We start from the raw sequence: 25,978 nt of genomic DNA on the forward strand, positions 1-25,978 counted from the left end.
CACCCGAACGCCGGCGAGATCGGCAGCAGCAAGTTGCTACCGGTCCGGCGCCGCCCGCAGGCGGGATTTCATTTCTCCAAGCGTGGCGCGCCGGCGCGCATCGGGGCAACGACTTTCTCCTGCCATCGCCGCGAAAGACCGCGTCGCGGCGAAGCGCCTTCCGCCCGCACGGTGTGACCGGACGCATGCGCGCAGTAGTCCAAGGCCTGGCGAAGTGCCGTGTCCACCCGGCGCAGGGAAATGCAATGCCGGTCGGCCACGTCCTGGCGGGTCATCTCCTCGATCTGCAGTGCCACGAGCACCGAGCGATGCCGGTGCGAAAGCCGCTGCATCGCCTGCTCCACGGCCTCCACGGCCGAACGTGCCTCGGCGATGGCATCGGGGCCGGGCGCGTGATCGGCCAGGAGATCGAGGGCCGTATCCCATTCGCCCACGTACTGCCAGGACCGGTCGCTGCGCAGGCGGTCCATGGCCAGGTTGCGCGCCGTTCGATAGACATAGGCCCCGGGACTGCGCACGGGCTCCGATGCCGCCATCTCGCCCAAACGCAGCCAGGCCTCGTGCAGGCACTCGCTGGCCTGATCGGAGCAGCCGAGATCGCGGGCCAAGCGGCGATGCAGGTACGTGTAGTTCGCCGTCAGGAACGCCCGCAGCACGACGCCGGTGGGCTCGCCGTGACCCGCGAATGGCCCTTGAAAACAAGGACCGGGATCGAACTCAGCCGCGGACATCGTCTTACTTGCCGGCATGGCGCAACCTGGTCTTCTCAGTTTCTGTCAGCAACGACATCACCGACGCGTCGAACTGGTTGCCGTGTCCAAAGACCTGCACAGGATTGGCAGGGTCGTACCGAGGCGAAGTGCCCGCTTGCGCGCCGGGGCGTGGCGGCGACGATGCACCCGCACCGCCCGACGGCAGGCTGTCGTTGCCGAAGCCCAGCACCCGCACCGTGAAGACCGAAGGCAGGTTCTGCCGTGCCGCGGCCCGCTCCTGACGCATGGACTCCTGCGCCGCCATGGCCGCCGCCGACGCCGCCGCGCTGGCGGTGGTCAGTGCCCCGATGTTCACCGCGGCCACCACCGGCAGCCCGGTCGTTTCGCCCTTGACCTGGATGTTGTCGGCGTTGCGCACCTGCAGCGCGGCAATGTTGAGGTTGCTGGCGACCCGGATGCCGGCATCGCCCGCATCGATGGTGCCCCGGGGCGCGACCAGGTCCACGTCGCCTTCGCCCACGGTGCCGATGCCGGCGCCGCTCATGTCGCGCTTTTCCTGCACGGTGATGTTGCCGTCTGCGTCCGACGTGACTTCCGGCGCCTGCGGGATGCGCACCGTCTTGGCGCCGCGGCCGGCGTCGATGTCGCCCTGGCTGGACCACAACACCTGGTCGCTGCCCAGCGGCTCAGCCTGCGAGACGAAGGACAGGATGCGCGAACGGTTCACGATGATGTCCCGGTCGGTGAACACATTGACCTGCCCCGGCGAGGCCAGCGTGACCAGACCGTATCCGTCCGGCACCACCGCGCCCAGCCCCGCCACCTGCAGGCCGCCGCCGGGAGTGAAGACGTTGATGTCGCCCCCCTGGTGGGTGCGCGCCGCCATCCGGGTCGCGGCGATGCTGCCCACGCCGGACCAGCTGCTGCGCCAGTTGTCCGGCAGGTCCGCGGCGTAGCGAACGGGCTGGCCTTCGGCCGTCGCACCGCGGAACAGCGTGTCGATGGCCGCGGAGCCGCGACGGTAGCCGCCGTTGATCGGACCGTTCTGCCCAGCGCCCCCGTTCTGGTCGCGCCCTCCTTCGCGCAGTTCATAGACAAAGACCTGGCGCAGGAACTGCTCGCGCACCAGGGGCGGCAGTTGCCGGTATTGCTCCCACGCCTGCTGCGGGCTCAGCTTGCCGTCCGCAGTGCCGGTGAGGCTGGCGACCTTGTCGGCACCGAGCATGCCTTCCACGAAGGACACCAGGCCCCGGCGCGCCAACTTGGCCAGGTCGCCGCGGTTTTCCACCCCGTCGCTCAGGTACAGCGGCGCCACGGTGCCGTCGGCCAGGGTGGTCTTCAGATAGTCCGGCATGGCGGCCACGTTGGCCGGGTTCAGGTAGGCCCGCTCGAAGGCGTCGTAGCTGGCGGCCTTGTTCATGCCGGCCATCAGGGTGATGCCGGCGCCCTCGGCGGGCAGGGCCTTGATGACGTTCGATTCTTCGCCGAGCGGCGTTGCCGACACGTAGTCCCAATAGCGATTGGCATTGGTGTACAGCGACAGGTTGTTGCCCTGGATGTCGCGCCCGGCCAGCAGCAGCAGGGATCCCGGCCCTTGCAGCGCGGTGCGGCTGCCCCTGTCGTAGTAGTAGGCCGCCGCGTCGCCGCTGTATCGCGCATAGCGGTGCGACAGGAGCCTGTTGGCGACAGCCAGGATGTCGTTGCCCGCCGCCAGCATGGTGGTGTCGGTGGGGCGCAGGTTGCGCGCGCTGAGCTCGAAGTTGCGGATGTCGGTGCCGGCCTGCACGTGCACCGATTCCGACGCGATCAGATTCAGGTCGCTGATGGAACCGGTCGCCGCGTACAAGCGGCTGGGCGTGAAGTCATGCACCTGCATCGGCAGCACATCGGGGTTGTCGAACAGCTCCATGCCATTGAGGCTGTTGGTCAGGAACGTGTTCGTCACCGAGAAGCCGCCATAGACCGACTTCAGCGGCGCGCCGAACGCCGATGCCCCGCCCAGCGTGATCGTGAAACCCATCCACGGCCGGAATATCGACGGCCACTTGTCCAGCGTGGTCTGGGTCATGACGATGGCACCCGTGTTCTGCAGGCTGCTGCCGCGCAGGAAGCGCAGGTCTTTCGCGGCCAGCAAAGACAGGTCGCTGCTGTTCGCCGGCGCCATCGCCAGCAGGCCCGCGACGTCGATGTTGCCGCTCAGGGCCGACACGCTGACCTTGGCCGGGTACAGGCCCACCATGTCCGTCTGGAGCTTGGTGTCCGTCATGCCGCTCACCAGCCTGGTGGTGTTCTCCGTGTCGTTTCCTGCCACGAATTCCGACTGGTTGACCAGGCGCACGTTGCCGCCGGTGGACACCAGGCTGACGGCGCTGCGCTCTGTCTGACTGCTCATGAACATCGCATGGCTGGACGCGCCGCTGGTGTCCCGGTCGGCCTGGTCGACGTAGGCACGGCGTATCTGCATCGGGTCGATCACGGTCTGCAGGACCAGGTCGCCCAGCGTCTGCAGCTTGAGCGTGGCGTCCGACAGCGCCAGCACGGGCGCGATGTCGTAGGAATAGGCGGTGTTGGGCCAGCTGCTCGAGATGCCGGTCAGGGCATAGCCGGAGGCGCTTGCGCCGGCTTCGATCTCGCCGGCGCCGCGGCCCACGTAGTACTGGCCGGCCTTCAGGGTGCCGCCCGCCGCCACCTGCAGCTGCCCGCCGTTGCGGGTCACCGTGGAGGCCGCGGCATCGCCAGCGGAACGCCCGCCCGTCACGCGCATGGTGCTGGGCAAGGCCACCACCAGGTTCACCAGGTCGCCGCCCGCCGACAGCTTCACGTTGCCGCCCCCCAGCGCGCCCAGGCCCTGCTGGAAGCTGGCGTGGTTCACCCACCAGCTCGGTTGCTGGCCCCGGGCGGACATGACCGGCGCCCAGCTCTCGCCCATGTTGTACGCGTCGTAGTAGCCGGTGGGACTGCTGAGATCTCCGCCATAGCGGCCCTGGCGGAACAGCCATTCGGTCAGGATCTGGTCCGAACGCGCGCCCTGCACGGTGGGCGCACGCACGCTGCCCTGGACCGCGACATCCACGTGGCCACCTGCGGTGCCGTACTGGGCATCGACGCTGGCGGTGTCGAAGCCGCCGCCCAAGGTGGGATCGGCCTCGGCCCGGCCTGCGGTGTACAGCGCGGACTCCTTGTGCGCCAGCACGAGGTCGCGCCCGGCGCGTACCGTCAGGTCGCCGCTGCCGGTGCGCACCAGCTTGCCGGCGCCCGACTCGGTGCCGGCCGTGCCCACGCGGATCGTGCCGGTGTCGGCTGCAAGCGCGCCCGATGGCCGCGTGGCCAGTGCATCGACCGACCCCAGGTCCGCGCCCGCCACCAGGCGCAGGTTCCACGACGCGGCCTGCTGCAGCCGCGCCGCCCGGCCCGCGCCGTTGTCGCGGCCCGCCACGTCGAAGCCGTCGCTCAGATGACCGTCGATGTTCAGGTTGCCGCCGGCGCGCAGCGTGAGCGTGCCTTCGCGGTGCGCCGCACCGAAGCTGTCGAACAGGTTCCAGTCGCGGCCCAGCGTCAGGTCGCCCGGGCTGGTGATCTCGATGCCCGCCGCCAAGGTGTAGGCGGCGGCGTTGCCGCCCAGCCTCGCCAGGATGCCGGTGTGGCCTGCAAAGGCATTGGCCTCGGCGATCGCTTGCGGGGCCACGGATTCCACCGTGCCGTCCGTGCTCGCATGGCGGCGCACGCCTTCGAGCACCGCGGAGCGCGCGCCCTGCACGGCGGCGTTCAGCGCCGTGACGTTCAGGCCGTCGTTGCCTGCGGTGCGCTGCGCCCGCAGTCGCAGCTTGCCGCCTTCGCCGCCGCTCAGGTCCAGCGTGCCGCCGGCCAGGTTCAGTTGGCCGTCGACCGCTTCCAGGTCGATGCGGCTGCTGCCCAGGCCATCGATGGCGTCGGTGGCATGGGCCGCCAGCACCGCGCCAGGCTGCATCGTCAGCCCTGCCCCGCCGACCAGGCGGATGCTGCCGCCGTAGGCCGCGTGGGCCTCGACGCGCGCCGTGCCGTCGACAGCAATCACGCCGCGGTCGGTGATGACTTCGAAGTCGGCCACGCGCGTGGTGCCCGCGATCGTGAGGTCGCCCTGGCGGACGCGGAACTGGCGCGAGCGGCTGAAGCCCGCATCGTTGAGCGTTCGCGCCAGCGCGCCGAAATCGTCCAGCCGATCGATGGCCAGCGCAAAGTTGCCACCGTTGCCGCCGGCACCGGCCTGCGCTTGCACAGTGCCACCGAAGTGGACCCGCCCGCCGGCCGATGCATCCACCGTCAGGCGGCCGGCGTCGCCACCGCGCGGATGGGCCGACAGGTCCAGCAGGCTGCCCGGGGCCAGGTCGATCAGGCCGCCTCGCGTCGCCAGGCTGATCTGGCCGGCATCCACGTACTGGGCCGCGTCGAAGAAGACTTTTTCCAGGCCGCCCGCGTGCAGGCGGCCCTGCTCTGCAACCGTCAGGTTGCCCGTGCCGGCATCGACCGCAATGCTGCCGCCCAGCGCCAGCACCGGCAGCGCCACGGTCACGCCCTGGCCCGACAGGCTCAGGCGCGCGCCCAGGCTGGCGCGGCCCAGTGATGCCATCTCCTGCGCATCCAGCTGCGCGTCTTGCTGCAACACCAGTTGGCCCTGCGTTCGCAGGGCCTGGTCAGCGCCGGACACCCCTTGCAGCACCGGCGTGCGCAGCGTCAGCGCCGCCGCACCGGCGTCCAGGCTCCCGGTGCCTTCGCCGGCGATGCGCCGGCTGGCCGACAGCAGCACCTGGTCGAAGCCGGACATCGTCTTGTCGCCCGCGCCGAGCACCAGCTCGCCTGCCGACAGTTCGAGGCGACCACCGCCTGTGCCCGCGCTGCCGAGCGACGCGCCCGTGTTCTGCAGCGTCAGGTGGGAGGCCTGCACCTGCACGGCATCGGCGCCATGCCCCCGCAGGGCTGCGGCGTCGAACACCACCTGCGCCAGGCCGCGCATGTCCAGCGAGCGATAGAAGTCCAGGCTGCCGTAGCTGTGCAGCGTCAATGACTGCGCGCGCGACAGCTGCGCCAGGGCGTCGGTGTCCAGCACCAGGCCGCCGCTGCCGCCGCCGATGCCGATGCGGCTCGCGGCCACCGACAAGGCCTTGCCCGACAGCTGCGCGCCCGCGGCCATCTCGGTGTTGTTGGTGGCGTCGAGCAGCAACGCCTCGCCGCCCTGCAGCAGCGCGCCGGCGCCGATGCGCACCTGGCCGCCGACCGTGGTGTCCACGTTCTCGCGCAGCGCCCGCACGGCCTGGCCGCTGCTCACGCGCACCAGCGCACCCCAGTCTTTGGAGGGTGTGACGATGTGGTCGTCGCTGGTGTCGTTCGGCGTGTTGTTGTCGCTCCATACGGCCGCCACCTGCGGCTTGAGCACCAGGTTCGCCTCGTCGCCCGACGCGGCGCCGTGCGCGCGCAGCACGCTGCCCGACTCGATCGACACCGCATTCGCCGCGGCCAGGATCACCTCCGGGCCGCTCAACGCGGTGCCTGCCGTGTTGCGCAGCACCACGTCGCTGGCGGCCACGTCCACCTGCAGGCCGCGCACATTGCCCGTGCGCGTTCCGCCCACCAGCAGGCTGCCCGCGCCGAAGCGCGTCAGGCTGCCGGCATCCACGACCAGGTAGCCGTCGGCGCGCAGGTCGCTGCTGTCCTGCCCCGCGCCGACGATCGCGATCTTGGCGGCGGCAATGTCCACCAGGCTGCCGCGCCCGCCCGCATCGGGTTGCGCGCGCAGCTCGCCGTCCAGCGTCAACGCGCGGTCGGCCTTGAACACCACGGCGCCGCCATCGCGCGCCAGGCGCGGGGTCACGACGTCCTGCCCTGTGAGGCGGTATTGCGTCAGCTTGAACGCATCCGATGAGAAGAAGGCGTTGCCCCGCGCTTCGTTGTATTCACTGACCTTGCGCACCAGGCTGGCGGGCAGCACGCGCCAGCCCGAGGCCGTGGCATCGCGCGCGCCGCTGACCGTGTTCTGTTCCCGCCCGGCCACGATCGTCGAGCCGTCACGCAGGCTGACCACCTCGCCGCGGGACGCGGCCCACGCCGGCAAGGCCTGGCCCGTGCTCTGCACCGCGAAGGCGCCGGGCAGCAGCGCATAGCGCGCCGGCAGGAGCGTGTACCAGCCGGCCCCCAGGCCGCCGCCGGCCAGCCAGACCTTCTGGCCCGCGGCACCGCCCGCCACGGGCGAGAGGCCCTGGTAGCCCGGCAGCACGGCGTACATGCCGGGCAGCGTCAGCACGTCGTGCGAGCCGCCCGAGCCGGGCACGTGCTCCCACGCATGCAGGTCGCCGCCGCCCGCGATGTCCACCACCGCCCCCGCGGCCATGGCCACATCGGGTGCCTGCAGGAGCACGCGCTTTTCCGGCAGGGACGACAGATAGCGGTTTTCGTCCAGGGAACTGGCATCGCCGGCATTGGCGCGATTGCGGCCCTGCGGGTTGGCCGGGTCCAGCCAGTATTCGGCGTTGCGCAGGCTGCCGTAGAGCACGTCCAGGCCCGCGCCGGACACTGAGGTCAGGCTGTTCGTGCCCAGCGTCAGGCGCTCGCCGGCATTCAGCGCGATCTGCCCGAAGGGCGCGCGCAGCACGCCGTCCTGCTCGATGACGGGCGCGTTCAGCGTCAGGCTGCCGCCGGCCGACAGAGGCGCTGCGGCACTCCCATTGCCGCGCACGGTGATGGAGTGGTCCGAGTTGATTCGCGCCGTGACGGCCGTGGCCGGATAGACCTGCGCGGCCTTGATCTCCAGCGCGCCACCCACGTCCAGCGTGGCCCGCAGCTGGGGGTCGTCGTAGTCGGTGCCGCCTTCGCTGTAGGCGCCCGCCACGAAGCGCAGGTCGCCGGTTTCCAGCACCGTGCGTTCGAAGCCGCGCAGCTTGACGTCGACGGGCGACGCGGACTCGCCCTTCGCACCCCTGCCTGCGATGTCGATGGCCTGGGTGGCCGACAGGATCAGTTCGCCCGCATTGCGGGGCGTGGCGCCGACCGCGCCCACCGCACCTGTCAGCGGGTTCAGTTGCAGATGGTGGGCATGCAAGCGCACCACGCCGCCCAGCCCGTCGCTCTGGATGACTGGGGCGGTGATGCCCAGGCGGCCGGCGACGCTCAGGTCGACGCCGCCGGCCAACTGCACGCCCACTTGCGTGGAACGCAGATCGACCGCCGAGAAGCCCGTGTCCTGCAGCGCCTTCGCCGACACGTGCAGGGTGCCGTCCGAAGTGGCGATGTTGCCGATGTGGATCTTGTGGCTCAGTGCCGTTCCGGTGCCGCTCCAGAAGTACTTGTTGAGCAGTTCGACCACCCGCTTGTCGATGCTCACGTCGTGCTCCCACGGCGCCCTGTCGGCGCCCGGTCCGGCGGCCAGCGCCGCGCCCGCGTCGAGGACGAGCCCCTTGCTGCTGGACACCGACGTCGGCAACGTGGTGTTGATCGCGGTGCGCATGGCGCTGCTCATCTTGACGTCGCCGGCGTACTCGTCGCGCACGTCGAGGTTGCCGCTGGTGCCGATGATCCGCGCGTACTTTTCTCCGTTGAACGTGTACGTGCCGGTGGGGCTCTTGTAGTAGAGGAAGGAGCCGATGTCCGGCGCCACCAGGTCCCCGGACGCACGCCCGGCCTCGCTGGTGTCCGTGATGGACAACGACCCGCCCGCCGCCTGCGCATTGCCGCCGTGGGCGCGCAGCCTGGCATTCATGGCGCCGCCGGCGGCGGCCTCCATCGCGACCGCGCCGCCGTCGCTGCCCAGTTCCTGGTCCACGCGCCGCAAGGCGCCGAGCGCCCCCGTGCCGCGGTCCCAATACGCCACCGTGCCCCGCGCGCCCGACACGTCGATCAGCGCACCGGCCTGCGCGTCCAGCGTGCCGGCGCTCAGTGTGACCGTGCCGCCCGGCAGCACCTTGCCCTGGGGCAGGCGCATGGCCGGGTCGTGGAAGATCTGCGCCACGCCGGGCAGCAGCAACTCGGCCCCGTCGGCCAGCGTCAAGGTGTTCTTGGCGCGGATGTTCAGCGTCCCGGCCGGCGCCTGAAGGCGGCCCGCCACCCGCACGGAAGCCTGCCCGGACCCGTCCGCGTTCAGCGAGATCGTGCCGCCGGGTTCTGTCCGGATGCTGGCGTTCGCGTCGATGCGGATGCCGCCGCCGGTCGCGCCGGTCGCCAGCGACAGGCCACCGGGCGCGCGCGCGGCGCGGCGCTGTTCGCTCAGTTCGTCCAGTGTCTTGGGGGCCAGCACCTCGCCCAAGGCGCTGCCGCTGGGCAGCGTGCGCAGCGTCGATACCGCGGCGGGCATGTCCCAGCTCGTGGGCTGGATGTGCACCTGTGCGCCTTCCGCGACCACGACGTCCCCGCCGAGCGAACGGATGCCGATCGTGCCGAAGCCGCGCTCGGCGTACAGGGTCTGCGGCAGGTGCAGCGGCTTGGCTGCGCCCGATGCCTTCCCGCCCGTGGCGTCGGCCGCGGGCGCGGCGCCGCCCACCTGCACGTCGCCGATCGCCGTGAGGGTGAGCCGGGACGCATCGCCCCCCGCCCAGCCGCGCAGGTCCAGCGTCTCGAGCGCCGCGTTGTCGAACGCCGTCAGGCTGATCGCCCCGCCGTTGCCTGCCTTCACCTTGCCGGCCTTGCCGCCCGCCGTGACACCGGACAGCCAGCCGCCGCCGGACACGTCCAGCGCCGCGCCGGCGGCCACCTCCACGTTGCCGTACACCGTGCCCAGGCCCTCCTTCATCGGGGTCCCCAGTGCAATCGAGCCGCCGTGGATGGCGCGGCCCAGCGTGACGCCTTGGCCGGTGTCGTTGACCCACTGGCCCGCGACGCTCAGCAGGCTGTTCGCCCCCAGGCGCAGCACGCTGTCCGCCTTGCCGCCGGCGCTCAGCGCAATGGAGCCGCCCGGGGCGATGAGCTTGCCCTGGATGTCGAAGTTGCCGGGGATGCCCTGCCCGTCGTAGACCGCGGCCGTGAAGCGCGCCCCCGGCTGCAGAGTCACCACCGCGCTGTCTTCCAGCACGAAGCCGGTGTTGAGGTTCAACTCGATGGCGCCCAGGCCCGAATGGCTCAGCCCCGCGGCGGACAGCCAGGTGGTGCGGCCCACACCCGCGCCAGCGCCGGGGGATTGCCCTTCCGGCTCGGTCAGGAAGGCGTCCTTGCCCAGCGGGCTGTCGATGCTGAAACCCGCCGGCAGCAACGCGGGCTTGTCGCTGATGACGACCTGGCCCAGGGTCCACATGCCCTCCTGCGCGCGGTTGGAACCCACCGTGAGGCGGCCGGCCCGAGGCAGCTCGGACACTTCCTGCACCCGGTCGCCTGGCTGCACCGAGCCCCTGAACTCGCCCTCCAGGATGAAGGCGCTGCCGGCACGGATGTCGATCGAACCGGCATTGCGGCCTTCTTCGTAGCCCGGCTCCCAGCGCCGCCCCGACAGCATCGGATTGACATAGGTCTGCGTGACGCCCCAGCGCGCATGCGCCTGCAGGTACTGGCCCGCGATGCCCGTGTAGGTCATGTCCGCCGGCGCGGACGACATCGTGTAGGTCCGCCCGTCCGCGCCGCGCAGCAGGGTTTCCGTGTTCCAGCCGTCGCTGTAGCGCACCGAGCCGCCGGACACATCCAGGATGGAACCGGGCCGCGTGATCACCGAACCGTTGGACTGGATGGTGATGTCGCCGCCTCGCGCCGCCAGCTCCGACAGGCCGACCAGGCCGTTGCCCACCCAGCCCGTCACGTCCGCCAGCGGGGTGCCGACCCAGACGCCCTTGAGCGCCTTGCCGGACTCGTCGGTGACCCATTCGACGCCCGCCATGAGCCCCTTGAAGGCACCCGACCTGCGTCGATCCACGATGACCTTCCGGCCGTACAGCCAGGTGTTCGCCTGCAGGTGGGAGTCGCGCAGTTCGTTGATGCGCAGTTCGGCCTCGACGAAGTTGCTGGCCATGTCCACCGGCATCTGCATCAGCCCCGCGGTGCTGACGGTGGCGTGTTCACCGATGAGGATGCGGCTGCCGTCGCCCACCTGGGTGTTGCGCTGCAGGGCCGCAGGGTTGGCCTGGGCCTGGATGTCGATGTGGCCCGCGGCGGCGGTGACCTGGGCGCGGGTCTGCACGTCGATCGTCTTGCCGTAGAGCTCGATGCGCCCGGGCTGGTAGCGGTTGGCCAGCGAGCCGCTTTCGATCCGCGTGGTGTCCTGCCAGTCGTTGACGACCTGGGTGATGCTGTCCGGCCCCAGGGTCAGCGTGCCGCCCGACCAGGCCGTCAGGCGCGGGACGTCGGCCGCCAGGTTGATGTCGATGTTGTGCACGCCCTGGCCCCAGGCGCGCAGGCGGATGGAGCCCGTGCGGTTGTTCAGCGCGGTGCTGGCCTGCAGGATGCCGCCCTGGTGGATCTCGCGCGACACCATGGTGATGTCGCCGTGATCGGCCTGGACGATGCCGGTGTTGTGCACGCTGTAGCCGACCTGGGCCGCGCGCTGCTCCATCAGCGGCAGGATGTCGGACACGATGCGCCCGATGAGGTAGGGCTGGAAGGCGGGCGCCGTCTGCGGGTTGATCAGGAACTTGGCCGGAAAGAGCCAGGGCCGCACCGACGAGGTGACGGCATCGAAGCCGCGCACGGTGGGGCTGATTTCCTTGGCTTCCAGCCACACGTTTTCGCCGGCGCCCAGCAGCGTCTGGCCACTCGGCGTGCGGATGCTGCCCGCGTTGCTGACCTTGGGCGCGAACATCAGCACGTGGCCGCCCTGGCCCGTGATCTGCGCACCGGCCGCCACCTTCACGTCGCCCGGCGGCTTGCCCGGATCGAAGGCCGGGCCCATGTCGGCGAACTGCACGTTCGAATCGGCCGGCATCTGCTTGGAGTTCTCGCCGAAGGTGGGAATGCCGACGCCCACTTCGAGGCCGCTCCAGTAACCGGGGTCACCCGATTTCGCGCCCAGGCGCGTGTTGAGACCAACCTTGAACTGTTCGTCGCTGAGCTTCAGGCTGGAGGCGACCAGGTTGCGCACGTTGACCTGGCTGCTGCCGGTGAACAGGATGCCGTTGCGATTGATGAGGTAGACGCTGCCCTCGGCCTCGATGCGGCCGGCGATCTGGCTGGGTCGGCCGCTGGGGTCGTTGATGCGGTTGAGCGCGATCCACTCGTTGGCGCCGGTCTTGGCGTGGGTGCCTGCACGCTGGTCGAACTTCACCGTCGTGTTCTTGCCGACGTTGAAGGTCTCCCAGTTCAGGATGGCCTTGTCGGCGGTCTGCTCGATGGTGACCGTGGTCCTGCCGTTGGCTGCGGACTGGACGGGGTCCCTGGCGTTGAGCCAGCCGGCGGTCAGCGAATTCGTGTCGACCTTCAGGCCGCCTTCGGCCAGGCCGTCCGGCGCGGACTCGCCGCTGGCCAGCGCCTCGGCCCGCTTCTGCGTCTGCTGTGCCTGCTGCGCGGCGATCGCGCGCGCGGCCAGGTTCAGGTTGGTGATGGACGTCTGCAGCTGCTGGCTCGCCGCCGACGACGGCTGCATCGGGTGGATCAGGCTGGACGCCGGCGCGCCGTTCGGCAGCTTGCCCGTGGCGATCGCGCCCGCCTGCGCCGCGCCCTTGTCGGCGAACCACGCCGGACTGAACGCCCGCTGGGCGTGCGCGCTGCCGAGGACCCCACCGGCGGCCAGCGCCACCGCGATGGCCCGCGCGAGAGGCGCCATCCTGAAAACCTGCTGCACCGCGCGCGCCGGTCGATTCTTTTCGTTGCACCCACTGATGGTCATTTCTCGTTCCCGCCGAAGTAAAGCCTGTGCCGAAGGGGCTGTGCGCGTCGCGCAGGCCAGCCCCATTCAAGAAGCCCCTGCGATGGCGATCGAAAGCCAACGCGACAGGAGCCGTCAGTTTCTTGACGGGACGGAAACGTCGAATTCCAGAAGAATATTTTTGGCCTCGTTGTGGGCGCGCGCTTGCCGCTGCGGCCTCGGTCCGGAAAGTCCTTGCAGATCAACGGCGGGGACGCACTGCACCTCGGCAAAGTCACGAAAGCTTCACAGTGGCTGCGCACGACCACCATGGGAAGCCGCGACATCGAGACAGGGTCACCACCCAACCCCGAGGTCCACCTCTAGCTCAGGACCAGCACGCCGGCAGGGAGCGACCGGGCGTTCAAACCGAAGGAGCGCTGCATCTGGAGCAAGGCCAGATCGAGGCGGTCGAGCTTGAAGGTCGCGGTGACCGTTTTCCCTCGCAGCGCATCCACCATCAGCACCACACGCCCGGGGCGGTAGCGATTGATCTCGTCCAGCACCGCCGACAAGGGCGCCTGCTTGAACACGAGTTCACCGCGCCGCCAGGCAGAAGCCACCTCGGGGTCCGCGGCGGCGATGCCGCTGATCGAGTGATCGCGGTAGACCGCTTGCTGGCGTGCCAGCAGCACACGGTCGCCGGCCGGATGCTCGATGCGCACGCGCCCCGCCAGGCAGGTCACGCACACACGCCCTTCCAGGCGGCTGATCTCGAAGCGCGCCGATTCGCCAATGCTGCGGCCGGCGCCGGCCACGACGCTGAAGGTGCGCGCACTGGGCAGCATCTCGATCGCCGCTTCGCCGTTCAGCAACTCCAGCCCCTCGGCCTGGTCGTCCGAGGCCACCCGGCGGATGCTGGTGCGGGTGTTCAAGGTCACGTCGATCTGGTCGGACCACGCGATGGCACGCTGCTCGCCGGCGGCTGTGCGCCAGTCCGCACGCCATTCATTGGCCGCGGGCCACAACCCCAGGGGCGAATAGACCGCCACCCCCGCGACACCCGCCGCGGCGGCTGCGCCCGCCACGCCCAGGAAGGCCCGGCGGCTCGCCGCGGGCTTGCGCAGGGTCTCGCGGTGAAGGCTCGCGGCTTCGGCGTCGGTGCGCACCAGCCGGTTCAGCGCGGGCTGAAGCACGCGCCACTGCTGCCGGGCCTCGATGAACGCTGCCTGATGCAAGGGACTCGCGTCACGCCAGCGGCGGAACGCCTGGGCCTCCCACTGCGTGGCGGCGCCCGAATGCAGCTTGCGCACCCACGCGCGCGCGTCTTCGCGCAGCGTCTCGGGAAGCGTCGGTGGTGAAGGGTGCGTCGTCATGTCGGTTTCAGGGGCCCCGTACTTGGTAGACGGTTGCCGACACCGCAATCCGCAAACTATTTCTTCGTGCCGTCATGAAGACCTGCCAGAGCGCGGTTCCAGCCGCGAGAACAGAAGATCCTGCGCGGCCTTCAGTTCGTACTCGACGGTCCGCACAGGAATGCCAAGCCGCGTGGCCACGTCCCGCTGGGACCAGCCCTCCAGGCGAACCAGCAGCAGGATTTCGCGGCGGCGCGGCGGCAGGCGCGACAGCAGGCCATCCAGCGCCTCCAGCTGCGAACGGGCTTCGGCGACCTCGGCAGGACCGGGCGCCGGGTCCGGCAGCTCATTCATCAGCATGTCGATGTCGTCGGACAGCAAGACCTGGCTCTGTGCGCGCCGGACGTCGATGGCCAGGTTGACCGCCATGCGCAGCAGGTACGCCTGGGGTGTGGCAATGGGACCCGCCATGGGCTGGCTGCGCTCCAGCTTCAGCCAGGTTTCGTGCAGGGCGTCTTCCGCCAGTTCGCGATTGCCCAGCCGCACGGCCAGACGTTGCCTGAGCTGCTCGTAGCGTTGCACCAGGAAGCTGCGCAGCAGCGGGATGACGTTCTCCGTCATGCGTCAGTGCACCGTGGCACAGCGGGGCCCGGGCAACACGTCGTGCGGGAGGATGGCCAGCGTGAGCGGCAGCGCCAGGTCCGCCGGCGGAGGATGGTCCATCTTCAGAGGGGCCAATGCCGCGAGCATGGCGGCGTCCCGCGCGGGGTCTCCCGAAGACGACACCAGGCGGGCCTGGCTGATGCGGCCCGACGCGGTCACCTGCAGTTGCAGGATCGCGCGGTAGTGGCCGGGGGCCGTACGCAGATCGGCGCACAACGCGTCCCAGACACGGGCCTGGACCAGGGCGTCGTACCCGCGTGGCGAACCGGCGGTCGACGCCACCCCAGGCGCCGCTGCGACGCGCTTCAGGATGAAGGCACCGGAAAGCTGCGTGTCCACGTCATCCGCAGTGAAACCCGTGCCGGCCAGCAAGGCCCGCAAGGCGGCATGCGGCGCATGGCGCCCGCGCACCGGGGCGGACGTTCGCCCCGCCACCCACTCGTCGATGAACATCACCGATCGGCCCGACACCGCGGCGTACTGCGCCAGGGCAGCCGCCAAGGGCTGCGCCGGCAGATCGAAGTCCAGCATCTGCGATTCGGACGACGCGCGGGTGGCGGCATCTGCCGACTGCACGTCGGTGCCCGCGGCCACGGCCTTCGCTGTCGATCCCCAGGCGATGCAGACGCACACTGCCGTGCACGTGAGGCCAGAGACGAAGGCTCGCACGAGCCTGTCGTCCCCGCCCCGGCCCAAGCCCCGTCCAACCACTCGCCCACGACCACCATGCGCTGAAGTCAACAAGGAAGAAGTGGATCGTGTCAGCAAGCTTGTGGGCAGTATTTCAACTCCTGCAAGCATCACATCGGCGAATGACGACCGCGTGACGAGCGGCATGGCCGGGCGCGCCGCGGCGGGGCGCGGGCAGCGCCCTCTTGCGTTGCCGGTCCTGCTAGCGCCCCGGCGTCAGCTGGATCCGTTCCACCGTTTCCTTCTCGACCGCCCCACGGCTGTAGACCAGCGGCACGTACTTGCCCTCGAGCCACAGCGGCGCCAGGTCGCGGTAGTTCGGGCTGTCGGGGTTGCCCGACTGGCCCGGCGTGTTGATGACGCGCGAGGCGTCCCAGTTGCCCACGTCGAGCACCATGCGGAACGACGCGCCCGAGGTCAGCTTGTAGTCGTTCGCGCGGTAGGTGGCCGCCATCGGCGTGAACGACGAACCGGACATCGGCCAGTCGCCCACCTCGAGCTTCTTGCGCGTGGCCGCATCGACCACGCCGCCCAGCGGATGCCGGAACTCGGCGCGGTGCAAGGCGCCCCACTTCCACGCCGCCGGGTCGGGCCCGAGCTTGGCGGACAGCTCCTGCATGGCGGCGGGCAAGGTCGTCAGCAGCAGAGCATCGCGCTGCGCGTTGCTCACCCAACCGGACGGGTTCTCCAGCAGCAGCACCATGCGCGTGTTGTCGCCGGGCGCGGCCAGCGCGGCACCGGCATCGCCCGCTCCCGCCTTGAGCACGGCCTGGCGCAGGAACTTGCTGCTCCACACCTCGTACAGCGCGGCGGCCGCGCTGTCGCGGTCCATGGCACCGTCCCAGCCCTGCAGCAGGCGCAGCGCCGCCGCGGTCTGGGCGTCGTCGCTGCGCTGGCCGGCCAGCAGCTTCAGCAGCCGCTGCGCCGGCGTGGCGACGATGTCGTTCTGCATGCGCTCCGAGTCCTCGATGGTGAAGCGCGACCCCGCCGCCACCTTGGCCGCGAACAGTTCCTTGAGGCGCAGCGCGCGGGCCGCGTCGCTCCACTCGTAGCCCACACCCTTCTTCGCAGCCGGATGGTCGGGCGGGATGTTGTTCTCGTTGGCCGTGACCACATAGCCGCGCGCGGGGTTGAACTCCGAGGGCAGCTCGTCGCCGTTGCGAAAGCCCGACCATTCATAGCGCCCGTCGCCCGGCACGGGCATGAGGCCGTCCCAGTTCGGGCGGATCGGCGTGAGCCCGCCCGGAATCCAGCCGACGTTGCCGCTGCTGTCGGCATACACCTGGTTCTCGCCCGGCGCGCCCCAGCGGTTCATGGCCGCGCGGAACTGGTCCCAGTTGCGCGCGCGCATGTAGTCCATCGAACCGAAGTACGGCGCCATGCCGGGCTCCAGCCAGGCAGCGCGCAAGGCGAAGGCACGGCGCTTGCCGGGCTCCGCGACCAGCACGGGGCCGTGGCGCGTGAAGGTGTTGACCACCTCGCGCGGCGCGCTCTCGCCCTTGACCGCGATGCGTTCGGTGACGCGCGTCATCGGCTCCCAGCGGCCCTGGTAGCGGTACTCCTCGGGGTTGGCCGGGTTGAGCTCGTACACGTACAGGTCTTCCTGGTCCATGTAGAAGCGCGTGAGGCCGAAGGCGATGGTGCCGTTGTGGCCGATCGACAGGCCCGGCAGGAAGGGCTCGCCGGCGCCGATGGCGTCCATGCCGGGCGCGCTCAGGTGCGTCATGTAGCGCAGGCTCGGCGCGCCGTGCGCGCGGTGCGGGTCGTTGGCCAGGATGGGCCGGCCCGTGGACGTGAGCTTCGGCGCGATGACCCAGTTGTTGCTGCCGTAGGCGGCCGTGGGATCACCCTGCGCCGCCTCGTCCTGCTCGGCCTTCGCGGCGATCGCCTCGGCACTGCCGGGCAGCAGCGCGACCGGCGCGGAAGACGCGCCCGCGTTCATGCCCACGCGCGTGTTCTCCTTGGTGAAGCGCGGCGCATCGGTCGCCCGCAGGTAGGCCGCGCGCAGCTCCGCCGCGGGAAGGCTGCAGGGATCGAAGCCCTCGGGCACCTTAGGCGTGACCGGCGGATCGAGCTCGCGGCGCAGCCAGTCGGCCTTGACGCCCGGCGCGCCGGCGCAGAACGCGCGTGCGCGGTCGACCTCCGACGTGAAGTTGAGCGTGAGCCCGTGGTGACGGATGCGCACCACGTCCTCGGGCGACCACGTGGCCGGCTGGTAGCCCAGCAGCGCGAACTCGGTGGGCAGCAGCGCGGGCTGCGCACGCACCTGCGCCACGTAGGCATTGACGCCGGCCGTGAAGGCCTCGGCCACGCGCTTGGCGTCGGAGCCGTAGGCCAGCCATTCGCGGTACATGTCGCCGCGGTAGAGCACGGCGCGCGCGGCGCGGTCGCTCTCGACCCAGGCGGGGCCGAAGTCCTTCGCCATCTCGCCCAGGCCGCGCTTGCGCCACAGGTCCATCTGCCAGAGCCGGTCGCGCGCGGCGATGAAGCCCTGCGCCACGAAGGCGTCGTAGAGCGTGCCGGCGTACAGGTGCGGCACGCCCCAGCGGTCGACCAGCACTTCGGCGGGCTTCTCGAGGCCGGGCACCGCGAAGGATGAGGAGGGACGCGTGGGCGTGTTCACGCCCGGGGCGTTGGACGCACACCCTGCGAGGGCGAGGACCGCCAGCGACACGGCGCCCAGGGAAAGCCGATGGTTCATTCTCTTCATGCAGTTCGTCTCCGGTCTTGTTGTGGATTGGCAGCGGGCAGTATCCCGATTTCTGTCACCCGCCGGGTTACAAGGCATGACTTGTAGACTGGCGCGCTATGCAGCCCACCACCCCTTCAACCTCCTCCTGCGACAGCTGGCTCGCCGGCGCGATCCGCCGCATCGAAGCCGACTACCAGCGCAGCGCCGACACGCACCTCATTCCACTGCCGCTGCCCGCGCTGGCCGCGCACGGCATCGACCTGTACCTGAAGGACGAATCGACGCACCCCACCGGCAGCCTCAAGCACCGGCTCGCGCGCTCGCTGTTCCTGTACGCGCTGTGCAACGGCTGGGTGCGCGAAGGCACGACCATCGTCGAAGCGTCGAGCGGCTCCACCGCCGTGAGCGAGGCCTACTTCGCGCGGCTGCTGGGCCTGCCCTTCATCGCCGTGATGCCGCGCAGCACCTCGCCCGAGAAGGTGGCGCAGATCGCCTTCTACGGCGCGAGCTGCCACTTCGTCGACCACGCCGCGCAGGTGTACGACGAGGCCCGTGCGCTGGCCGAGCGCACCGGCGGCCACTACATGGACCAGTTCACCTACGCCGAGCGCGCCACCGACTGGCGCGGCAACAACAACATCGCCGAGAGCATGTTCCAGCAGATGGCGCGCGAGCGGCATCCGGTGCCCGCGTGGATCGTGGTGGGCGCCGGCACCGGCGGTACCAGCGCCACCATCGGGCGCTACCTGCGCTTTCGCTGCCACGACACGCAGGTGTGCGTGGCCGACCCCGAGGGCTCGGTGTTCTCGGCCTACCACCGCAGCGGCGACACGACGCTGACCGCGCCCGGCTCGCGCATCGAAGGCATCGGCCGCCCGCGCGTGGAGCCCAGCTTCGTGCGCACGCTGGTCGACCGCATGCTCGAGGTGCCCAACCTCGACTCGGTGGCCGCCATGCATGCGCTGTCGGCGCTGCTGGGCCGCAAGGTCGGCCCGTCGACCGGCACCAACTTCGTCGGCATGCTGGCCGTGGCGCACGAGATGCGCGCGGCCGGCCAGCAGGGCTCGATCCTGTCGCTGCTGTGCGACGCGGGCGAGCGCTACCTGCCGAGCTACCACGACGCCGACTGGGTGCGCAACGCCTTCGGCGACATCGCGCCCGCGCAGCAACGCATCGACGCGCTGGTGGCGGGTTGATGATGGCCCTGCGCGCACCTAGCGGCCTCATCGCGCGGCGGCAACTCTTGCTGCTCGCCGCGCTGGCCGCCTCGGGCGCGCCGCATGCTGCCTGGGCCCTGCCCGCGAAGGCGCTGCAGTTCCCGCGCGACTTCGGCAGCCACCCCGAGCTGCGCACCGAGTGGTGGTACATCACCGGCCACGGCCAGACCGCCACGGGGCGCGCGTTCGGTTTCCAGGTGACCTTCTTCCGATCGCGCGTCGACGCCACGCAGGCCATGCGCTCGGCCTTCGCGGCCAAGCAGCTGGTGTTCGCGCACGCCGCCGTCACCGACCTCGAAGGCCGCGTGCTGCGGCACGACCAGCGCATCGCACGCGCAGGCTTCGACGTGGCCTCGGCCAGCGAGGCCGACACCGACGTGCGGCTGCGCGATTGGTCGCTGGTGCGCGACGCCGGCAGCGGCGCCTACACCGCGCGCATCCCCGCCGGCGAATTCACGCTCGACCTGCGCTTCGCGCCGTCGCAACCCGTGCTGCTGCAGGGCCGCGAAGGCCTGTCGCGCAAGGGCCCCGAGCCCGAGCAGGCGAGCTACTACTACAGCGAGCCGCAGCTGCAGGCGCAGGGCCGCCTCACGCTGCAAGGCCAGGCCCCGTTCGAGATCGCCGGCACCGCCTGGCTCGACCACGAATGGAGCGAGGCGCTGATGCACCCCGAGGCCGTGGGCTGGGACTGGATCGGCATGAACCTCGACGACGGCAGCGCGCTCACCGCCTTCCACCTGCGCCGCCGCGACGGCAGCGCGCTGTGGTCGGGCGGCTCGTTCCGCCCGCGCGGTGGCGCGGCGCGCATCTTCCAGCCCGGCGAGGTGCGCTTCGACGCCCTGCGCAGCTGGACCAGCCCGCGCACGCGCGCGAGCTACCCGACGCACTGGCGCATCGACACGCCCGCGGGCCGCTTCGAGGTGCAGGCCCTGCTCGACGACCAGGAACTGGACAGCCGCGGCTCCACGGGCGGCGTGTACTGGGAAGGCTTGAGCGAGCTGCGCGATGCGCAGCAGGGCCGGCACGTGGGGCGCGGTTACCTCGAGATGACGGGCTACGCGGCGCCGCTGCGGCTGTGAGCCGACACACAGCGCGATGGGCTACTTCACGCCCTGGCTCAGCGCCTGCGCCGTGTTGCGCGACAGCGCGCGGACGTGGTCGTCGATCGCCGAAGCGACGGGCGCGAACTCGGCAGTGCTCAACCGCTTGAGGTCGCGCGGCTCCTGGAAATCCTTGAGCTGCCGCACCCGTTGTCGCTGCTGGGCAAGCATCGGCTCGTAGGCTGCGAGGTTCAGCGGCGGGTCCATGACGAAGACCTTGGCTTCGATCGCGGGCACCGCGTAGTACCGCGTCGACCCCAGCATGCCGCGCGTGAAGAGGCCCGAGTTCTGCATGACGCTCTCGCCACAGGGCCCGCCGGTGCACTCCAGGCGCGCCTGCGTTTTCGTCGCCTCGACGAGGACCACCGCGGCAATCTGGTCGTCCTTCAGCTTGCGTGTCGCCCACGCCTGCGCAGGATTCGCGATCCAGCGATCGTGCTTGAAGACGGCCAACGCGTTGACGGAGGTCGTGGCAAAGCTCGTCAGCCGCACCACCTGGAAGCCGGCCTTTTCGAGCTCCGACGTGAAGGCCTCGTAGACCTTGGCCGTGGGGTTCCAGGGGAACGGGTACGTGGTCGAGAAGTTGTTGAAGACGGTCGTGCCCACGTGCATGTGTTCCGCAGACGCGGTGGGGATGCGCACCAGCAGGCCGACCTTCGCGCCCTTCGCGAGCTGGCCGCCGTTCGGCGGCAGCGGCGGTGGGGTCATGCACCCTGTCAGCGCGAGCGCCACGAAAAGTGCGAGCGGCCGTCTGCGCATGGGGGTCTCCTCCATCTTCTTGTCGGTGTAGGCCTGTGCGGCCGGGTGCGGATGATTGTGCCGAGCGCCGCATGCGGCGTCGCCACGGGAACCGGTGGTTTTGGACAGCGTCGGCTTGTCAGTGCCGATGAGGGCCGCACCTCACGCCGAGACCGTCACCCCATTGCGCGCCAGCACCGCCAGCAGCTTCGGAATGTCGGGCGCCGGCCCGACCGGAATCTCGCGGTCGATGGCGGTGAACATCTGCGCGGCCATCGCGTCCTGCCCCGTGATCTCGAGCATCTGCCCGCCGCCCTTGCCGTAGTGAAAGCCGTGCACCGTGCCGCGCGGCACGTGCACCAGCGTGCCGGGCTGGCACCGATGCGCCTGGCCGTCGCAGAGGAATTCGACCTCGCCGCCGAGCACGTAGAACGATTCGTCCCAGTCGTGGCTGTGCGGTGGCGGGCCCGTGCCTTCGTCGCCGCGCTGGAAGGTGACGCCGTAGCTCTGCGTCGAGGCATTCGACGCCAGCACCGTCACCTGCGTGCCGAGCACGTTCAAGGGCGTTTCGCGCCGCTCGGGTGGGAGGACAAAGTACGGAAGAAGGGCCATGGCCGGCTCCTCGAAGTGGGAGCCGGATTCTGCGCCCCGTGCACGGGGGGCACAAGCGGTGGCGCTGCAGGGAGGGTAACCACCCCGCCGCCGCGCCACCTGCATCGCTACTTCGCGCGGCGGCGCTCGATGAAGGCGATGATCTCGCCCATGATGCCCTTGCGGAAGGCCAGCACGCAGATCACGAAGATCAGGCCCGTGACCATGGTGACCGACTCGCCCAGCGTGTTGAACCAGTCGACGGTCGTGATGCGCGCCAGGAAGTTGCCGAGTTCGCCGATCTTGTTCTCGAGCAGCACGACCACCGCCGAGCCCACGATGGGGCCCGACAGCGTGCCCAGGCCGCCCACCAGCGTCATCAGGATGACCTGGCCCGAGGCGGTCCAGTGCACGTCGGACAGCGTGGCAAAGCCCAGCACCAGCGTCTTGAGCGAACCGGCCAGGCCCGACAGCGCGGCCGAGATCACGAAGGCCAGCAGCTTGAAGCGGCTCACGTCGTAGCCCAGCGAGAGCGCGCGCGGCTCGTTTTCCTTGATGCCCTTGAGCACCTGCCCGAACGGCGAATGGATGGTGCGCACGATCAGCAGGAAGGCCGCGACCACGATCACCAGCGCCACGTAGTACATGGTGAGGTCGTTGGACAGGTCGACGATGCCGAAGAGCTTGCCGCGCGGCACGCCCTGCAGGCCGTCTTCGCCGCCCGTGAACTTGGCCTGCAGCGCGACGAAGAACATCATCTGCGCGAGCGCCAGCGTGATCATCGCGAAGTAGATGCCCTGGCGACGGATGGCCAGCACGCCGAACAGCCAGCCCAGCAGCGCGCCAGTGAGCGTGCCCGCGATCAGGCCCAGCTCGGGCGTGAGGCCCCAGACCTTGATCGCATGGCCCGCCACGTACGCGGAGCCGCCCAGGAAGGCCGCGTGGCCGAAGGACAGCAGGCCGGTGTAGCCCAGCAGCAGGTTGAAGGCCGCGGCGAACAGCGCGAAGCACATGAGCTTCATCACGAACACCGGGTAGGCGCCGAAGAACGGCGCGAGCACCAGGGCGACCAGCAGCAGCGCGTAGACGACGGTGGAGATTTTTTTCATGTTCATGCCGCTCGCCTTATTTCTCTTTGCCGAACAGGCCGGCGGGGCGGATGAGCAGCACGATGACCATGATCACGAACACAACCGTCGAAGAAGCCTCGGGATAGAAAACCTTGGTGAGCCCTTCGATGACGCCCAGGCCCAGGCCCGTGAGGATGGCGCCCATGATGGAGCCCATGCCGCCGATCACGACCACCGCGAACACCACGATGATGAGGTTCTGCCCCATCAGCGGCGACACCTGCATCACCGGCGCGGCCAGCACGCCGGCGAAGGCGGCGAGCGCACAGCCGAAGGCGTAGGTCAGCGTGATCATCAGCGGCACGTTGACGCCGAAGGCCTCCACCAGGCGCGGGTTCTCGGTGCCGGCGCGCAGGTAGGCGCCCAGGCGCGTCTTCTCGATCACGTACCAGGTCGCAAAGCAGATCACCAGCGAGGCCACGACCACCCAGGCGCGGTAGTTGGGCAGCACCATGAAGCCCAGGTCGGTGGCGCTGGAGAGCAGCTCGGGCGCATCGTAGGGCAGCCCCGACACGCCGTAGACCGAGCGGAACACGCCTTCGATCAGCAACGTGAGGCCCAGCGTGAGCAGCAGGCCGTAGAGGTGGTCGAGCTTGTAGATCCAGCGCAGCAGCAGCCGTTCGATGACCACGCCGAACAGGCCGATGAGGACCGGCGCGGCGATCAGCATCACCCAGTAGTTGACGCCCAGGTACTCCATCGCCATCCAGGTGAGGACGGCCCCGAGCATGAACAGCGCGCCGTGCGCGAAGTTGATGACGTTGAGCAAACCGAAGATCACCGCCAGCCCGAGGCTCAGGATGGCGTAGAACGAGCCGTTGACCAGCCCCAGAAGGAGCTGGCTCAACAAGGCGGGAAGGGAAATGTTCATAAGCGTTTCAACGAACCCGGGCGCCGCAAGGGCGCCCGCGGGAGGTCACTTCCAGAGGGCGCAGCGGCTTTCGGCCTTGGTCGTGAAGACTTCTTCGCCCTTCAACTTCTGGACCACCTTGTAGTAGTCCCACGGCTGCTTGGATTCGGCCGGCGACTTGACCTGCACCAGGTACATGTCGTGCACGAAGCGGCCGTCGGCGCGGATGCTGCCCTTGGCGTAGAAGTCGTCGATGGGCGTGGACTTGAGCGTGGCCATGACCTTGTCGGCATCGACCGTCTTGGCGGCCTGCACGGCCTTCAGGTAGGTCATGGTGGCCGAGTAGTCGGCGGCCTGGATGTCGGTAGGCATGCGCTTGGTCTTCTCGAAGAAGCGCTTGCCGAAGGCGCGCGTCTTGTCGTCCAGGTTCCAGTCCCAGCTGGTGGTGAGCAGCAGGCCTTCGGTGTTCTTCAGGCCCAGGCTGTGCACGTCGGTCACGAACACCAGCAGGCCCACCATCTTCATGCTCTTGGTGATGCCGAATTCTTTCGCGGCCTTGATGCTGTTGATGGTGTCGCCGCCGGCATTGGCCAGCGCCAGCACCTGCGCCTTGGAGTTCTGCGCCTGCAGCAGGAAGGACGAGAAGTCGGAGGTGTTGAGCGGCGCCTTCACCGAGCCCAGCACGGTGCCGCCCTTTTCCTTCACGACCTTGGTCGCGTCGGCTTCGAGGGCCTGGCCGAAGGCGTAGTCGGCGGTCAGGAAGTACCAGCTCTTGTCGCCACGGCCGATCACGGCCGCGCCGGTGCCCTTGGCGAGCGCGACGGTGTCGTAGGCGTAGTGCACGGTGTAGGGCGAGCACTGCTCGTTGGTGAGCGCCGAGCTGCCCGCGCCGTTCACGACGAAGACGCGCTTCTTCTCCTGCGCCACCTTGGCCATGGCCAGGGCCGTGCCGGAGCTGGTGCCGCCGAACAGCATGGTCAGGCCCTGCGTGTCGATCCACTCGCGCGCCTTGGAGGCGGCGATGTCGGCCTTGTTCTGGTGGTCGGCCGTGAGCAGCTCGATGGGCATGCCGTTGACCTTGCCGCCGAAGTCGTCGATGGCCATCTGGATCGCCAGCGCGCCGTTCTTGCCTTCGACGTCGGCGTACAGGCTCGACATGTCGGTGACGAAGCCGATCTTGACCTTGTCCTGCGCCTGGGCGGCACCGGCGGCCAGCGCGGCGGCGGCGAAAACGGCGGAGAGAGCGAATGTGGTGGTCTTCATGGATGTTGTTCCTGTGGGGTGTTCGGTGGTGTCACTTCCAGAGCGTGCACTTGGACTCGGCCTTGGTGGTGAACACCGTGTCGCCGGGCAGCTTCTTCACGAGCTTGTAGTAGTCCCACGGCGTCTTCGATTCGGCAGGCGACTTGACCTGCATCAGGTACATGTCGTGCACATAGCGGCCGTCGGGGCGGATCTGGCCGGTGCCGAAGAAGTCGTTGAGCTTCATCTTCTTGAGCTCGGCCATGACCTTGTCGGCATCGTCGGTCTTGGCGGCGTCCACGGCCTTGAGGTAGGTCATGGTGGCCGAGTAGTCGGCGGCCTGGATCTCGGTGGGCATGCGCTTGGTCTTGTCGAAGAAGCGCTTGGCGAACTTGCGGGTCTCGTCGTTCAGGTCCCAGTACCAGCTGGTGGTGAACTGCAGGCCTTCGGTGTTCTTCAGGCCCAGGCTGTGCACGTCGCTCAGGAAGATCAGCAGGCCGGCCAGCTTCATCGACTTGCCGATGCCGAACTCCTTGGCGGCCTTGATGCTGTTGACGGTGTCGCCGCCCGCGTTGGCCAGGCCCAGGATCTGCGCCTTGGAGTTCTGCGCCTGCAGCAGGAACGACGAGAAGTCGGACGCATTGAGCGGATGGCGCACCGCGCCCACGATCGTGCCGCCCTTGGCCTTCACGACGGTGGAGGTGTCGGCTTCGAGCGCGTGGCCGAAGGCGTAGTCGGCCGTCAGGAAGAACCAGGTCTTGCCGCCGCCGTCGACCACCGCGGCACCGGTGCCCTTGGCGAGCGCGACGGTGTCGTAGGCGTAGTGCACGGTGTAGGGCGAGCACTGTTCGTTGGTGAGCGCCGAGGAGGCCGCGCCGTTGTTGAAATACACGCGCTTCTTCTCGGCCGCGACCTTGGCCAGCGCCAGGCCCACGCCCGAGTTGGTGCCGCCGAAGACCATGCTCAGGCCTTGCGTGTCGATCCACTCGCGCGCCTTCGAGGCGGCGATGTCGGGCTTGTTCTGGTGGTCGACGGTGAGCAGCTCGACCGGCTTGCCGGCCGCCTTGCCGCCGAAGTCGTCGATGGCCATCTGGATCGCCAGCGCGCCGTTCTTGCCTTCGAGGTCGGCGTACAGGCTGGACATGTCGGTGATGAAGCCGATCTTGACCTTGTCCTGGCCTTGCGCCTGGGCGGACGCGGCGAGCGCCAGTGCGCTGAAAGCCAGGGCGAAAGCGGTGAGCTGATTTTTCATGGATGTCTCCGGCAGTAGCAAGA

General features: G+C 69.6%; 14 protein-coding genes. 2 read left to right on the forward strand and 12 right to left on the reverse strand.

Annotated features, from left to right (window positions below; all coding sequences use genetic code 11):
- Positions 1 to 68: 68 nt before the first annotated feature.
- From AC1RAA_RS27755 to AC1RAA_RS27780, 6 genes are all read right to left on the reverse strand, one after another.
- Positions 69 to 749: an RNA polymerase sigma factor gene (locus AC1RAA_RS27755; RefSeq protein ID WP_492740670.1), complete on the reverse strand. Its 681-nt coding sequence runs from the start codon at positions 747 to 749 to the stop codon at positions 69 to 71.
- Positions 736 to 12,414: a filamentous hemagglutinin family protein gene (locus AC1RAA_RS27760; protein WP_492727717.1), complete on the reverse strand. Its 11,679-nt coding sequence runs from the start codon at positions 12,412 to 12,414 to the stop codon at positions 736 to 738. The genes AC1RAA_RS27755 and AC1RAA_RS27760 overlap by 14 nt, the downstream gene beginning before the upstream one ends.
- A 404-nt stretch (positions 12,415 to 12,818) precedes the next feature.
- On the reverse strand, positions 12,819 to 13,811 hold the full coding sequence (locus AC1RAA_RS27765; RefSeq protein ID WP_447745729.1) for a FecR family protein: 993 nt from the start codon (positions 13,809 to 13,811) through the stop codon (positions 12,819 to 12,821).
- Positions 13,812 to 13,883: 72 nt separating this feature from the next.
- On the reverse strand, positions 13,884 to 14,411 hold the full coding sequence (locus AC1RAA_RS27770; RefSeq protein ID WP_307635466.1) for an RNA polymerase sigma factor: 528 nt from the start codon (positions 14,409 to 14,411) through the stop codon (positions 13,884 to 13,886).
- 3 nt (positions 14,412 to 14,414) lie between these two features.
- Positions 14,415 to 15,047 carry an STN domain-containing protein gene (locus AC1RAA_RS27775; RefSeq protein WP_492727718.1) on the reverse strand — a complete coding sequence of 211 codons (633 nt, stop codon included), beginning with the start codon at positions 15,045 to 15,047 and terminating at the stop codon, positions 14,415 to 14,417.
- A gap of 298 nt (positions 15,048 to 15,345) precedes the next feature.
- The gene (locus AC1RAA_RS27780) at positions 15,346 to 17,853 is read right to left on the reverse strand and encodes a penicillin acylase family protein (RefSeq protein ID WP_492727719.1); all 2,508 of its coding nucleotides are present in this window, start codon (positions 17,851 to 17,853) and stop codon (positions 15,346 to 15,348) included.
- Positions 17,854 to 17,951: 98 nt separating this feature from the next.
- On the opposite strand from AC1RAA_RS27780, the gene AC1RAA_RS27785 reads away from it, so the two are divergent.
- Positions 17,952 to 19,031, forward strand: coding sequence for a PLP-dependent cysteine synthase family protein (locus AC1RAA_RS27785; RefSeq protein ID WP_492727720.1), 1,080 nt, complete (start codon positions 17,952 to 17,954; stop codon positions 19,029 to 19,031).
- Positions 19,031 to 20,131: a lipocalin-like domain-containing protein gene (locus AC1RAA_RS27790; RefSeq protein ID WP_492727721.1), complete on the forward strand. Its 1,101-nt coding sequence runs from the start codon at positions 19,031 to 19,033 to the stop codon at positions 20,129 to 20,131. Before AC1RAA_RS27785 ends, AC1RAA_RS27790 begins: the two co-directional genes overlap by 1 nt.
- 21 nt (positions 20,132 to 20,152) lie before the next feature.
- Here the strand turns inward: AC1RAA_RS27790 and AC1RAA_RS27795 are convergent, their stop codons facing one another.
- From AC1RAA_RS27795 to AC1RAA_RS27820, 6 genes are all read right to left on the reverse strand, one after another.
- The gene (locus tag AC1RAA_RS27795) at positions 20,153 to 20,911 is read right to left on the reverse strand and encodes a hypothetical protein (RefSeq protein ID WP_492727722.1); all 759 of its coding nucleotides are present in this window, start codon (positions 20,909 to 20,911) and stop codon (positions 20,153 to 20,155) included.
- A gap of 141 nt (positions 20,912 to 21,052) precedes the next feature.
- Entirely contained in the window at positions 21,053 to 21,502 is a 450-nt protein-coding gene (locus AC1RAA_RS27800) for a cupin domain-containing protein (RefSeq protein ID WP_095746041.1), read from the reverse strand.
- Between the two features lie 107 nt (positions 21,503 to 21,609).
- Entirely contained in the window at positions 21,610 to 22,596 is a 987-nt protein-coding gene (locus tag AC1RAA_RS27805; protein ID WP_174254353.1) for a branched-chain amino acid ABC transporter permease, read from the reverse strand.
- Between the two features lie 10 nt (positions 22,597 to 22,606).
- Positions 22,607 to 23,482 (reverse strand): branched-chain amino acid ABC transporter permease, encoded by an 876-nt coding sequence (locus tag AC1RAA_RS27810; protein ID WP_062474069.1) that lies wholly within the window; start codon positions 23,480 to 23,482, stop codon positions 22,607 to 22,609.
- Positions 23,483 to 23,527: 45 nt separating this feature from the next.
- Complete coding sequence (locus tag AC1RAA_RS27815) at positions 23,528 to 24,724, reverse strand: ABC transporter substrate-binding protein (protein WP_062474071.1); 1,197 nt, start codon at positions 24,722 to 24,724, stop codon at positions 23,528 to 23,530.
- A gap of 31 nt (positions 24,725 to 24,755) precedes the next feature.
- Positions 24,756 to 25,955 (reverse strand): ABC transporter substrate-binding protein, encoded by a 1,200-nt coding sequence (locus AC1RAA_RS27820; protein ID WP_095949065.1) that lies wholly within the window; start codon positions 25,953 to 25,955, stop codon positions 24,756 to 24,758.
- Positions 25,956 to 25,978: the final 23 nt, after the last annotated feature.

It is taken from the genome of Variovorax sp. GW823-FHT04F07 (genome assembly GCF_058795995.1).

Excerpts from the sequence above, each read along its gene's own strand:
- AC1RAA_RS27790 (WP_492727721.1), top strand. The coding sequence starts at position 19,031 with ATGATGGCCCTGCGCGCACCTAGCGGCCTCATCGCGCGGCGGCAACTC.
- AC1RAA_RS27755 (WP_492740670.1), bottom strand. The coding sequence starts at position 749 with ATGCCGGCAAGTAAGACGATGTCCGCGGCTGAGTTCGATCCCGGTCCT.
- AC1RAA_RS27810 (WP_062474069.1), bottom strand. The coding sequence starts at position 23,482 with ATGAACATTTCCCTTCCCGCCTTGTTGAGCCAGCTCCTTCTGGGGCTG.
- AC1RAA_RS27785 (WP_492727720.1), top strand. The coding sequence starts at position 17,952 with ATGCAGCCCACCACCCCTTCAACCTCCTCCTGCGACAGCTGGCTCGCC.
- AC1RAA_RS27820 (WP_095949065.1), bottom strand. The coding sequence starts at position 25,955 with ATGAAAAATCAGCTCACCGCTTTCGCCCTGGCTTTCAGCGCACTGGCG.
- AC1RAA_RS27800 (WP_095746041.1), bottom strand. The coding sequence starts at position 21,502 with ATGGCCCTTCTTCCGTACTTTGTCCTCCCACCCGAGCGGCGCGAAACG.
- AC1RAA_RS27780 (WP_492727719.1), bottom strand. The coding sequence starts at position 17,853 with ATGAAGAGAATGAACCATCGGCTTTCCCTGGGCGCCGTGTCGCTGGCG.
- AC1RAA_RS27760 (WP_492727717.1), bottom strand. The coding sequence starts at position 12,414 with ATGGCGCCTCTCGCGCGGGCCATCGCGGTGGCGCTGGCCGCCGGTGGG.
- AC1RAA_RS27795 (WP_492727722.1), bottom strand. The coding sequence starts at position 20,911 with ATGCGCAGACGGCCGCTCGCACTTTTCGTGGCGCTCGCGCTGACAGGG.
- AC1RAA_RS27765 (WP_447745729.1), bottom strand. The coding sequence starts at position 13,811 with ATGACGACGCACCCTTCACCACCGACGCTTCCCGAGACGCTGCGCGAA.
- AC1RAA_RS27770 (WP_307635466.1), bottom strand. The coding sequence starts at position 14,411 with ATGACGGAGAACGTCATCCCGCTGCTGCGCAGCTTCCTGGTGCAACGC.
- AC1RAA_RS27805 (WP_174254353.1), bottom strand. The coding sequence starts at position 22,596 with ATGAACATGAAAAAAATCTCCACCGTCGTCTACGCGCTGCTGCTGGTC.
- AC1RAA_RS27815 (WP_062474071.1), bottom strand. The coding sequence starts at position 24,724 with ATGAAGACCACCACATTCGCTCTCTCCGCCGTTTTCGCCGCCGCCGCG.